Genomic DNA, 11,839 nt, shown 5'->3' on the forward strand with positions numbered 1-11,839 from the left:
ATCATTCAAAATTGTAATCGTTGGCGATTTGGATCGAAAGCTGGTTGTTCGACTGGATTGTCTCTCCCAGGAAATCGTGCAGCCCGATGTCGAATATCTCTTCCATCGTAAGAGCACGAAGGCGCGACAACAGATTGTGCGCGGCCTGGTCGCAAGGCTGGCTCTGGCTGTAATGCTCGGCAAGATAGCCGAGCGTTCTGTCTAGCCCCTCGGCGCAGAAGACGAGAGATCGAGGCATGGAACGGTCGAGGATCAGGAATTCCGCGATACGGGCGGAATTGAAATCCGTCCCATAGACCGAGCTGAAAGAACGATGCGCGGAAACGGAGCGTAGAAGCGATCGCCATTGGTGATTGTCGAGCGAACTGCCGACCCATGACGCGCTCGGTAGCAGCACATAATATTTCACATCCATGATGCGCGCCGTGTTGTCGAGCCGCTCCGAATAGGTGCCGAGCCGGCAGAAGGAATATCGGTCATCGCGCATCATCGTGCCGTGAAATGCACCGCGGATCTGCGCTGTCTGACGCTTCGTGTCCTCCAGTCTCTCGATCAGGTCGTCCAGATCGATCGGTTTGGCGAGAAGGGACGTCATGGACATCCATGCTTCATTCAGGCTTTCCCACACTTCGCGTGTCAGCGCAGTCCGCACCATCCGGCCGTTGAAGCGGGCCTGTTCGATGCAGGAAAGAACGGAAGACGCATTTTCCCGGTCGCGCAGCAGAAAATCCGCGACCTCGCTTTCGGTCGCCTCTTCTGCGTCGCCGGGGAATGTCTTGTCCACGCCAGCGCTTCGTAGAACCGACGGCCACACATCGCTCTTGTCCGCGTCGCCCGTCAGCGCGACATGCGAGCCTGCATCGACAATACGGGCAATGTTTTCGGCGCGCTCGATATAGCGAAAGAGCCAGTACAAGCCGCTCGCTGTTCGTCCTAGGAGCATGAAATCAATCCGGTGTCGTACGTTTGGTAAAATGGCTCAGTCATCGTTGAGTACCCAAGTGTCTTTCGTTCCTCCACCCTGCGAGGAGTTGACCACGAGCGACCCTTCCTTCAGGGCAACACGGGTCAGCCCACCCGGCACGATCCGAACCTTGTCGCCGCCCATCAGCACGAAGGGCCGTAAATCCACATGGCGTGGCGCCAGTCCCGCCTCCGTGAAAATCGGACAGGTCGAGAGGGAAAGTGTGGGCTGAGCGATGTAGTTTTCCGGATGCTCTCGCAGTTTGGCCGCGAAAGTCTCTCGCTCTTCTTTCGTCGCTGTCGGGCCGACGAGCATGCCGTACCCGCCTGAGCCGTGCACCTCCTTGACGACCAGGTCCTGAAGGTTGTCGAGCACATAGGAAAGGCTGTCCTTTTCGGAGCATCGCCAAGTGGGCACATTCTCCAGAATCGGTTTCGAGCCGGTATAGAAGCGCACGATCTCCGGCATATAGGTGTAGAGCGCCTTGTCGTCGGCGATTCCGGTGCCCGGGGCATTGGCGATCGTGATCCGGCCCGCACGATAAACGTCCATGATACCCGGTACGCCCAGAATACTGTCCGGCCGGAAGGTGAGGGGGTCGAGAAAATCGTCGTCGACGCGGCGGTAGAGCACATCGATCGGCTTCATGCCCTGGGTCGTCCGCATGCAAATGCGTCCGTTCCAGACCTGCAGATCGGATCCTTCCACGAGGTCCACGCCCATATTGTCGGCAAGGAATGCATGCTCGAAATAGGCAGAGTTGAAAATGCCCGGCGTCAGAACGGCGACGGTGGGCTTGCCGTCGCATTCCGGCGGCGCGACGCTTTCCAGTGACTGGCGGAGCAGATCCGGATAATTCTCGACGTTTCTGATGCGGTTCGAACGGAAGAGTTCGGGAAACAGCCGCAACATGGCCGAGCGATTTTCCAGCATGTAGGAGACGCCGGACGGTGTCCGGGCATTGTCTTCCAGCACGTAGAACTTATCCGGGCCCGTGCGAACGATATCGGTACCGATGATGTGGGTGTATATGCCCTGCGGAGGGCGGAAATTCATCATTTCCGGCAGAAAGGCATCATTTCTCGCGATGATGGATTCGGGAAGGCGCCCAGCTTTGATGATCTCCTGCTTGGAGTAGATGTCTTCCAGAAAGGCATTGATCGCCACGACACGCTGTTCAATGCCCTGGGAGAGCCGGCGCCATTCGCGGGCGGAAATGATCCGCGGCACGATATCAAACGGGATAAGGCGTTCCTGAGCTTCTTCCTGTCCGTAGACGGCGAAGGTGATCCCAGTCCTTCGAAAGACCTGCTCAGCATCGTGATGTTTGCGGAGAAGGGCCTCGCTATCCTGCTGTCGCATCCAAGATGAATATGCCTGATAAGGCGCACGGATCTTCTCGCCTAAACCCATTTCGTCAAAATGCGACATGTTCCCTCTCGTATTGCTTCTCCCTAAAGGCAATTCCGGTACACGAAATTGTCCAACCGGCTAGCCTGAGACAGCCAACAGTGCAGAATTAAATGTAAAATCTTCCCGGTTAGGCAAGGGCCCGGGCGGTTTTTGCCGGCAGCTCGCGACTTAATTCGGCTGAGCAGGGCCTCTCTTTAGTCTCCGCAAAGTATTTTATCCGTCCGAGGAAAGATGGCGGTGTGCCGCGTAGAGTGAAATCGCCGTCGCATTGGAGACATTAAGCGAACGGATGGTGCCCGGAACATCCAGTCTCGCCAAGGCATCCACGGTCATACGCGTCTTCTGCCGCAGGCCCTTTCCCTCGGCACCGAGGACCAGCGCAATACGCTGCTCGGCGAAGGTGTCTTCCAACTGTTCTGGGCCGTCCGAATCCAGCCCGATCGTCTGAAAGCCGATTTCCTTCAATTCTTCGATCGCATCCGCGAGATTTCTGACCGTGATATGATGGATATGTTCCAGAGCACCTGAAGCCGCTTTCGCTAGAACACCGCTTTCCGTCGGCGAGTGTCGGTTCGTCGTAATCAGTGCGCCGGCACCGAACGCGACGGCCGAGCGAATGATCGCACCGACATTGTGCGGGTCCGTGACCTGATCGAGAATCAGAATCAGACGGGTTGCCGATAGTCGTGACAGCGGCTCGGGCTTCAAAGGCATGGCTTCCAGCAACGCCCCTTGGTGGACAGCTTCCCCATCCAGAAGTTCAGCGATTGCTTTCGGCTCGACCATATCTACCTTGAGGCCGGCCAGCACCGCATCCTCGAGTTGCAAACGGGGCAGGGCGTTCCTCGTCACAAGAAGCCGCCACTTCTGTCGGGCAGGGTTCAGAATCGCTTCCCTGACCGTATGCAGGCCATAGAGCTTTACGGTCGGATCGTCCGCAGACTTATCCGCCTGCCTCTTCTGGTCGCGATGAGCCCGCCGCAGCTTGGCGTAGTGGGTGTCCTTGGGCGTACCGGCCGGCTGATCTTTTTTTGTGTTCATGGTGGGGGTTTACCCGTCGCGGAAACAGGTCGCAACGGAGCTTTTCGAAGAAGAGGCCTTCTGCCGCCAAGAGGTGGTTGACAGAATAAGCGCGGCTCTCCATAAGGCCCACCGTTCCGGTTGGCCACGAGCCCGCTGGACAAGCCGCGTGGCTCTGCGCCGGTTGCTTCCGGAGGGGTGTCCGAGTGGTTAAAGGAGACGGACTGTAAATCCGTTCGCTATGCGTACGCTGGTTCGAATCCAGCCCCCTCCACCACTGGCCGGCAGTCACGTGTTTCCGCTCCGCGGGTATAGCTCAATGGTAGAGCAGCAGCCTTCCAAGCTGAATATGCGGGTTCGATTCCCGCTACCCGCTCCAGCACCACCTCTATGCGATTGAATGACTGATTTCTGACGGCCTTTTTCAGCCGCAGTCAGCCCGCCATGCGGTCCTTAAAATTTTTACTCGAAACCGTTTGTTCGGGCAGCCCATCGCCCTTAGCGCTGGACTCGTCCTAGGAATAAATTAACACTTCGTTAACCATGTTCCTAGGAATCGGAGTGTCTCCTGATGGCTGTCTCTGCTCAAGTTCAAGACCAGTTGCCGTTCGAGCGTGTCTTTCACCTGATGGATCGGATGACGGTTCGACGACCCACAACGGGGGAAGATTGGGAAGATATCTTCCGTCTTCGATATAACGCCTATCGGACGCGTGATTATATTGAATCTAACGAAAATCGCCTCGATAGCGACCATTTCGATTTCGCGACGAATACTTTCGTCTTCGGCATTTATGTCGACGAAGTACTGGCGATGAGTATTCGTCTCCATCACCTGAACAGGGAGCACCCTGACGGCCCCTCGAGCGAAAGTTATCCGGACCAGCTTCTTTCCCGTATCGTTTTGGGGCAAAGTTTCATCGATTGTAGCCGTTTCGCCATCGATCCGGATCTTGACCCGACCGTCGACCGTGCCGCCCTTCGCTTCATGCCACCGCGACTATCGGCCATGGCAGCTCTTTTTTATGAGGCGGACTACATTCTCCACCTTGTCCGACCGCGGCATAAGGCATTCTACCAGCGCTACTTCCATGCCGAGACGTTCGCTACAGGCGGGGAGTGCGGAACCGTGACCTTCCCGGTCGATCTGACGGCCACTCGTATTGGTGCCAACGATCAGACGATGCTGGACCGTCTGCCGTTTCTCCATTCGCTCGAGACGGAGAGGGCGATGCTGTTCGACGAAGAGACAGCCCGTCGCTGCTGCTTCTGCGTCCGGCCGACAGCACTGCTCGCGTTGAGCCTCGATAAGGCCAATGCCAACGTACGGCCCACGGACCGTCGCGAAAGGCGACCAGGGGCCGCGGCCTGACAGAAATCCGTTAGGCAGAGCCTTGGGGCGGGAACGCTACGTCCCAGCCTGCGGCTCTGCCTGCTTAGGCGTGGACCGACCGATCAGCCTCTTCGTCATGGTCCGATTCCGATATCGTGTTCGGATCGAAGAACGGGTCAGCAAGATAAGCGCGTATGGCGTCGCTCCCCGCAATTGGACGGCTGAGAAGCCAGCCTTGGATACGGTCGATCGACCCCAACTCCCGTAGCGGCTCGAGCTGTTTGCGTGTCTCGACGCCTTCAGCAACGATCGTCAGTCCGAGATCGTGAGCCGTCCGCGCAAGGCCGGCGATGAGCGTGCGCGCTCTTTTGCCATCGGAAATCTGATTGATGAGGGAGCGGTCGAGCTTCAGTTTGTCGAAATCATAATCGATCAAATAGCTGAAATTGGCGTAGCCTGTCCCGAAATCATCGAGAGCAATCTGCACGCCCAGGGAACGCAATCCGTGCAGGACCTGACGCGTCATGAGCGGCTCTTCCGCAAGCGCGGTCTCCGTCATCTCGAGGATCAGGCGTTGGGGAGCCAGACCATGACGAATCAGGACGTCGAAGACAGTGTTCACAATGTCGCGCCGGCGAAGGTCTCGCGCGGAAAGATTGACCGACACACCGATCTCATTGGGCCACTGGATGCATTCGGAAACAGCCGTTTCGATAGCCCAGCGGGTCAGTTCTCCGACAATATCTGCGGACTCCGCAATCGGAATGAACTCGTCCGGCGAAATGAGACCGAGGCTCGGATGCCGCCACCGCATGAGCGATTCGCACGAACTGATCGCGCCGCTTCGTAGATTGCCGATCGGTTGATAAACCAGGAACAGCTCATTGGCGGCCACCGCCTGCCTGAGGTCTCGACGCAGAATTTCGCGCCGTTCAAATCGGTCCTGCATATCATCATGGTAGATCTTGAAACCGGCGCCGCCTTTTTCCTTGGCCTCATAGACGGCGAGGTCCGCACAGATGATGACTGAGTTGTCCGCATCCAGGGTTTCGGCACTGGCTGCGCCAATACTCGCCGTGACCGGCAGATAGATTCCCCGGCAATTGAACAGATCGATGAAGCAGTCCGTCACGCTCTTGCAGATTCGCTCCATCGACTGTTGCGGATGATGGGAGCGGGCAAGGATCGCGAACTCGTCTCCGGCAAGGCGAGCAACGGTCAGGGTTTCGTTTTCGATCTCGCTCAAGCGCAGGGCGATCTGTATGAGCAGCGCATCGCCGATCGAGTGACCATAGCTGTCATTCACAGCCTTGAAGTGATCGATGTCGACAAGGGCGGCAATGTAATGCCCTCGCTCTGGCCGCTGTCGCTCCTCGCTAAGCCGCTCATAGAAGCCTTTTCTGTTGTAGACGCCGGTAAGGCTGTCGCGGATCGCCACGCGCCGGATCGTCGCTGTCGCCTCGCGCTGTCCGTCCAGCAGGTTCCGTATGCCTGCCGCCAGCGACTTCGCACTCAGAAAGAACGGGACGAAGAAAATCGCCGTCACGCCGAACCATGGGTCCGGATGCATCCACCAGCCGATGGCCGAGGGGACGCCCATTGCAAGGGCTTGGGCATTGACGAGAGACGCCGAGGCGAAATTGCGGGCCACGACACCGACCATTTGAGCCAGGCAGAGGCCGACAGCCAAAGATATGATGAAGACATGATCCGTGGTCAGCATGGCCTGCATTACGAAGAGGCCGTGGGCAAGGGCGATCACGACGCTGCTGACGAAGAAGTGTTTCTCCCAGAAACTAAGTTGGTGCGCTCCAAGGCCCTTCTTCTGAAACTCGAACATGCGCATCAGGCGATAAATCGCGAAAGGCGTCATCAGAACGCCCGGAAGGAGGAAACGCCAGTCGCCGGCGTTGATGGCAGCCATGGCGAAAGCTGCGCAGCTTGAGATAAGGCCGTGAATTGCCGTCGCGGGCTTGCTATGAAGCGCACTGAGCGCTTCAGTCCTTGCGCGGTTGGCCTCACATGCCTCAGTCATTAAACGACTTTCTTCTTATTGATTGGGGATCGTAGATGATCCTCGCGCGGCCATATTATGGGATAGAAAAGTTAAGGAACAGCCAAGGCATTGTTGCGTCACGCTTTTCGGAAATATTCGGAATATTGATCAGTGGCTTGCGTTGCGCCCGCCAACCCTCTATGTCGCGCCGCATCGTTTTGAAGCTCGCCGGACGGCAGGAAAAGGACAGGACGAAGAGAGATGGCAAAGGGTAAATTCGAGCGTAACAAGCCGCACGTGAACATTGGCACGATTGGTCACGTTGACCACGGCAAGACGTCGCTGACGGCAGCGATCACGAAGTATTTCGGTGATTTCCGTGCCTATGACCAGATTGACGCGGCGCCTGAAGAGAAGGCACGCGGCATCACGATTTCGACGGCGCATGTGGAATATGAGACGGACGATCGTCACTACGCCCACGTGGACTGCCCGGGCCACGCCGACTATGTGAAGAACATGATCACGGGTGCGGCGCAGATGGACGGCGCGATCCTGGTCGTTTCGGCAGCTGACGGCCCGATGCCGCAGACCCGCGAGCACATTCTTCTGGCCCGCCAGGTTGGCGTTCCTGCGATCGTCGTGTTCCTGAACAAGGTCGACCAGGTTGACGATGAAGAGCTTCTTGAGCTGGTCGAGCTGGAGGTTCGCGAACTTCTTTCGTCCTACGAATTCCCGGGCGACGACATTCCGATCGTCAAGGGTTCTGCGCTTGCGGCTCTGGAAGATTCCAACAAGGAAATCGGCGAAGACGCGGTTCGCGCTCTGATGAAGGAAGTCGACGCCTACATTCCGACGCCGGAGCGTCCGGTTGACCAGCCCTTCCTGATGCCGATCGAGGACGTGTTCTCGATTTCGGGTCGCGGTACGGTTGTGACGGGTCGCGTCGAGCGCGGCATCATCAATGTTGGCGACGAGATCGAGATCGTCGGCATTCGCGACACGTCGAAGACGACCTGCACGGGCGTGGAGATGTTCCGCAAGCTTCTGGATCAGGGGCAGGCTGGCGACAATATCGGTGCGCTGCTTCGCGGTGTGGACCGTGAGGGCGTCGAGCGCGGCCAGGTTCTGGCCAAGCCGGGTTCTGTGAAGCCGCACAAGAAGTTCAAGGCGGAAGCCTACATCCTGACGAAGGAAGAGGGTGGCCGTCATACGCCGTTCTTCACGAATTACCGTCCGCAGTTCTACTTCCGCACGACGGATGTGACGGGCATCGTGACGCTTCCGGAAGGCACCGAGATGGTGATGCCGGGCGACAATGTGACGGTGGACGTTGAACTGATCGTTCCGGTTGCGATGGAAGAGAAGCTTCGCTTCGCCATCCGCGAGGGCGGCCGCACCGTCGGTGCCGGTATCGTCGCTTCCATCACCGAATGAGCCTGTTTTCGGCGGCGGGCGGACACCCGCCCGCCGACTTTACACAATCTGGCCATCGGGGCAGCGCTCGCTGCGTTGTTCCGGTGGCGCACGCTGCAGAATACGTCCGATATAGCGGCGCAAACAGGGCGAAGCACCGCTGACCATGAGACTGAGGTGGAAGAAGATTCGCCGGTTCTGGCGCAGACAACACACCTATTTTCTCACCGACCGCTACTTCTACAAGCTTCTCATCGGTCCCTCCGCCCGCCGCAAGCGTAACGCCGAGCTGAGCGCCCAATCGCAAATACCGCGGCGGTGGCCATGGCTGGATGCGTCCATCGTCATCCACGAAGCTGTCCTCAATCTTCCCTGGCTGATCGTGCTGCGGGCGCCACTGGTCAATGGGCGGGGACCGACTGAGCAGGAAGCCATGGGGTTGGCCGAGACGTTTCTTCGGTCCGATCGCAGCTCCTACGAAACATTGACGTGGGAGGACGCCCTTCCGCCCTCGTTTCTTTTTATCATCTGGCCGATGCTGCCGCAGAATGTCCGCTTCTGGATCACGGAGACGCTTGGCTCCATGTATTTGCCCGCCACGGGCTGTCATGGCGATTTCGCCACGGGCAATCTGATCGTTCTTGGCGACGGAACGATCGCCGTGATCGACTGGGAAATGTACCGGGAGCAGGGCAGCTTCGTTGAAGATATCTGCCGCTTTCTCGCGACGTCGGTACGGACCACGACTCGTCCCGGAGATATCGAAGATCTGTTCCGGACGGGGGTTTTTCAGCGCGTGACGGATCGACTTCAGCTCACCGAGCTGCAGATGGTCGCCCTTTACATCGTCTCACAAGCCAGTTGCGAATTGGGCTGGCGCCCGCCTCGGAGGATTGCCAAGAGCCTTGTTCGTCGGGTCGAAATTGCCGAGCGAATGTGCAAGGAGATGTGAGCGGTCATCAGCCTGACATTTGAACGACGAGGCCCGGGTGGCAGGCAGAGGTGGCGCCGTCTCGCGATTGCGCGCGGGTGCCGGGACAGGGAAAAAGAGCAAGATGCGCACGGATTCTACCAATCCCTTGATTGCGGAACTGAGACAGTTCGACAAGGTGGTGATCTTCGCCAACAGCGCCGTCGCGGATCCTGCGCGCTACGCGGCGGATGCCGATCCGAAGCGTCTGCACATCTTTTTTGGCCCTGTCTGGAAAATTCTCGGTGAGCGGTTCGAGCAGGCCTGCCTGATCTGCCAGCCCATGCGCGGACCTGATGCGATGGTGCAATCCGAGAAGGATCGCGAGGCCACTCGCATGTTGATGAGCCACGACAGATTCGTTGGCTCGGTCGCCGTGCGTGGAGGCAAGCGGCACCGTAAGCCGCTGGAGGATACGCCTGCGACAGTGAAGCCGGAAGGCGCGGACTATCTGATCGACGCACGCCCTGTCGTTCATGGATGGTATCCGGACGGCAAAGCGCCTTCGACCGGGTTCCTGATGGCGCTCTGGCTGCTGGAGAACTGCCCGTGGATGACCGTAACCCTCGATGGGTTCACAGGTGTGCCCGATGGATCGAACAAGATGCTCAACAGCCATGACTGGCTGGTCGAACAGAGCGTTCTGGAAGTGGAAAGGCGATCGGGTCGCCTCTTTCGCCGTCCTGACCCGAAGGTGACCACAGTCGACACATTGCGCCGTCGTTACCCGGACATGCCCGTCGAGGAGATCACGGAGGTCGTGCAGGGAAATCTGGAAGTCAGCCTCTCCGCGACGCGCAATCTCGCTGCCAAAGCGGCCTACAGGCACAACCGCGCGACCACGCTTCGAAAATGGGGCGCACGTATTCGGTCTGCGCTTCCCGGAAAGAGGAGCGCCTAAAGTATCAGGCCGTCCGCTGCATCATCGCCTGGCGGACCCGCTCCAGATCTGTCGGCGTATCGACCGGAATGTCATTGCCGGATTCGACCTCGACCATTCGAACCTTGTGGCCGTGCTCGACGAAGCGCAGCATTTCGACGCTTTCGGCCCGCTCGAGCGGGCCGGGCTCCAGAGAGCTGAAAAGCTTCAGCGCATCGCGACGAAACGCATAGAGGCCAAGCTGCCGCAGATGGCGCACCGCATCGCCCTTCGGATAGGGTATCGGCAAGCGTGAATAGGCTAGCGCGTTCCCGCTGACGTCGCACACTACTTTGACATTGTTGGTGTCGATCGCATCGCCTGAGCCGCTTATGGCATGGCACCCATTGGTCACGAGTACCTCACCGGAGCTTTCGACAAGCGCTTCAATGACAGCATCGATCGCGCGCGGATCGATCATCGGTTCGTCGCCCTGGACGTTCACGATGATCTCTGCGTCGACCACGCGGACCGCTTCGGCGATACGGTCTGTGCCCGTTGGGTGGCTGGAGCGTGTGCGGATGACCGGCATGTCCAGAATTTCGCATTGCTGCGCGATCCTGTCGTCATCTGTGGCGATATAGATATCGTTGACGCGTTGCGTTTCCCGGGCGCGCTGAAAGACGTGCCACATCATGGGCTTGCCGTTGATATCGGCCAGAGGTTTGCCCGGAAAACGGGTTGCACCATAGCGGCAGGGAATGATGGCAGCCACATTCGGCATCGGATTACTCCAGTCCAAGAAGGGTCAGAAGCTCTTGCGGCTCTGAGAGCCGGTCACAATCTTTGTTGGCCGGCTCTCCGTAGCCCCAGTCCACATGGGCATACGCTATACCGGCGCGAATTGCAGCTTCATGGTCGCTCGACATATCACCGATGAAGACGGTGTGCGCGGGATCGGTGCGTTGAAGCGCCATGGCGTAGAGAAGGGCGTCGGGTGCGGGTTTTCCTCGCAGGTCGGAGCGTGGCGTCAGAACGATATCGAAATCGCAGCCGAGCCGCTCCAGGACGAGACGCGCGCGGATCTCATCCTTTGAGGTCACGATGCCGGTCTTCACAGAAGACACGGAGATCCGTGTCATGATTTCGGCCATGCCTTCGAAGAAAGCCGTCTGGCCGATGGTCTCTGTCGAGCTGCGCCGGAAGGTCGATTCGATGGGCCCGGCGCGATCAGTGAGGCCAAGGCGGATCATGATGTCAGAGAATGGCCGTCCGATTTCGGCGAAATAGTCCTCGAAGGCGATGCTGACGCCGTGTTCATCCTGAACCGCACGCCACGCCCGCTCCATATTCGAACGAGAATCCAGAATGACGCCGTCCAGGTCAAAAAGAATGAGATCGAATCGGCGGGGGGGCATGGCTGATCGAGTGGCCTTCGGCTCGGCTTCCGTAAGTGCGGATCGCTGGTGTATCGGGGGGAGGAGCGAACCGCAAGCCGACGGGCTCTGCCGGTGTTTCGTTCCGCCCGGACGACCAATGATTTCCTGTTGCCATTCACGGTGGCCTTGAATAGAAGGCCGGTGCGCTAGGGGTATAGCTCAGTTGGTAGAGCGGCGGTCTCCAAAACCGCAGGTCGGGGGTTCGAGCCCCTCTGCCCCTGCCAGCGCTGACAAGTGCATGGCCTCTTTCTCTACAATCAAGCACTTGCATTGCGGCCGCCGACTCTTTAGATAGAGGCGGCTTGGCGCGAAGCGTTTGATCGCTTTCGCGCCTTAAGCGCATGGGCAAGCTGAACACTTTGGTTCGGCGGGTCCGCAGCATCGACGATAACGATTGGATGGTTATCGCGAGCTCCCAAAACGATATGG

General features: G+C 58.5%; 10 protein-coding genes and 3 tRNA genes. 7 read left to right on the forward strand and 6 right to left on the reverse strand.

Going from position 1 to position 11,839, the window contains the following annotated elements; translation table 11 throughout:
• Nucleotide 1: 1 nt before the first annotated feature.
• The 3 genes from D8780_RS05745 to rlmB all read right to left on the reverse strand — a co-directional run bounded on the left by D8780_RS05745 (nt 2) and on the right by rlmB (nt 3,418).
• Nucleotides 2-943, reverse strand: a complete 942-nt coding sequence (locus tag D8780_RS05745; RefSeq protein ID WP_121644746.1) for an alpha-E domain-containing protein — start codon at nt 941-943, stop codon at nt 2-4.
• A gap of 36 nt (nt 944-979) precedes the next feature.
• On the reverse strand, nt 980-2,395 hold the full coding sequence (locus D8780_RS05750) for a circularly permuted type 2 ATP-grasp protein (protein WP_121644747.1): 1,416 nt from the start codon (nt 2,393-2,395) through the stop codon (nt 980-982).
• Nucleotides 2,396-2,590: 195 nt separating this feature from the next.
• On the reverse strand, nt 2,591-3,418 hold the full coding sequence (gene rlmB / locus D8780_RS05755; RefSeq protein WP_121644748.1) for a 23S rRNA (guanosine(2251)-2'-O)-methyltransferase RlmB: 828 nt from the start codon (nt 3,416-3,418) through the stop codon (nt 2,591-2,593).
• Between the two features lie 171 nt (nt 3,419-3,589).
• Between rlmB and D8780_RS05760 the strand changes: the two genes are divergently transcribed.
• From D8780_RS05760 to D8780_RS05770, 3 genes are all read left to right on the forward strand, one after another.
• A tRNA-Tyr gene (locus D8780_RS05760) sits at nt 3,590-3,674 on the forward strand.
• A 28-nt stretch (nt 3,675-3,702) separates the two neighbouring features.
• Nucleotides 3,703-3,776: transfer RNA gene (locus tag D8780_RS05765), tRNA-Gly, on the forward strand.
• A 192-nt stretch (nt 3,777-3,968) separates the two neighbouring features.
• Nucleotides 3,969-4,769: an N-acyl amino acid synthase FeeM domain-containing protein gene (locus tag D8780_RS05770; RefSeq protein WP_121644749.1), complete on the forward strand. Its 801-nt coding sequence runs from the start codon at nt 3,969-3,971 to the stop codon at nt 4,767-4,769.
• Between the two features lie 64 nt (nt 4,770-4,833).
• Here D8780_RS05770 and D8780_RS05775 read toward each other — a convergent pair whose 3' ends face one another.
• On the reverse strand, nt 4,834-6,654 hold the full coding sequence (locus tag D8780_RS05775) for a putative bifunctional diguanylate cyclase/phosphodiesterase (protein ID WP_158598449.1): 1,821 nt from the start codon (nt 6,652-6,654) through the stop codon (nt 4,834-4,836).
• Between the two features lie 333 nt (nt 6,655-6,987).
• Here D8780_RS05775 and tuf point away from each other — a divergent pair, with 333 nt between their 5' ends.
• The 3 genes from tuf (at nt 6,988) to D8780_RS05790 (ending at nt 10,013) form a co-directional block, all read left to right on the forward strand.
• Nucleotides 6,988-8,163: an elongation factor Tu gene (tuf, locus tag D8780_RS05780; RefSeq protein WP_121644751.1), complete on the forward strand. Its 1,176-nt coding sequence runs from the start codon at nt 6,988-6,990 to the stop codon at nt 8,161-8,163.
• A gap of 145 nt (nt 8,164-8,308) precedes the next feature.
• The gene (locus tag D8780_RS05785; RefSeq protein ID WP_121644752.1) at nt 8,309-9,094 is read left to right on the forward strand and encodes a phosphotransferase; all 786 of its coding nucleotides are present in this window, start codon (nt 8,309-8,311) and stop codon (nt 9,092-9,094) included.
• Nucleotides 9,095-9,197: 103 nt separating this feature from the next.
• On the forward strand, nt 9,198-10,013 hold the full coding sequence (locus D8780_RS05790) for a hypothetical protein (protein WP_121644753.1): 816 nt from the start codon (nt 9,198-9,200) through the stop codon (nt 10,011-10,013).
• A 4-nt stretch (nt 10,014-10,017) separates the two neighbouring features.
• Here the strand turns inward: D8780_RS05790 and kdsB are convergent, their stop codons facing one another.
• Nucleotides 10,018-10,755, reverse strand: coding sequence for a 3-deoxy-manno-octulosonate cytidylyltransferase (gene kdsB, locus D8780_RS05795; protein ID WP_121644754.1), 738 nt, complete (start codon nt 10,753-10,755; stop codon nt 10,018-10,020).
• 4 nt (nt 10,756-10,759) lie between these two features.
• Complete coding sequence (locus D8780_RS05800) at nt 10,760-11,389, reverse strand: HAD family hydrolase (protein ID WP_121644755.1); 630 nt, start codon at nt 11,387-11,389, stop codon at nt 10,760-10,762.
• A gap of 169 nt (nt 11,390-11,558) precedes the next feature.
• Between D8780_RS05800 and D8780_RS05805 the strand changes: the two genes are divergently transcribed.
• A tRNA-Trp gene (locus D8780_RS05805) sits at nt 11,559-11,634 on the forward strand.
• Nucleotides 11,635-11,839: the final 205 nt, after the last annotated feature.

The sequence above is a fragment of the Notoacmeibacter ruber genome (genome assembly GCF_003668555.1).
Taxonomy (GTDB): Bacteria; Pseudomonadota; Alphaproteobacteria; order Rhizobiales; family Rhizobiaceae; genus Notoacmeibacter; species Notoacmeibacter ruber.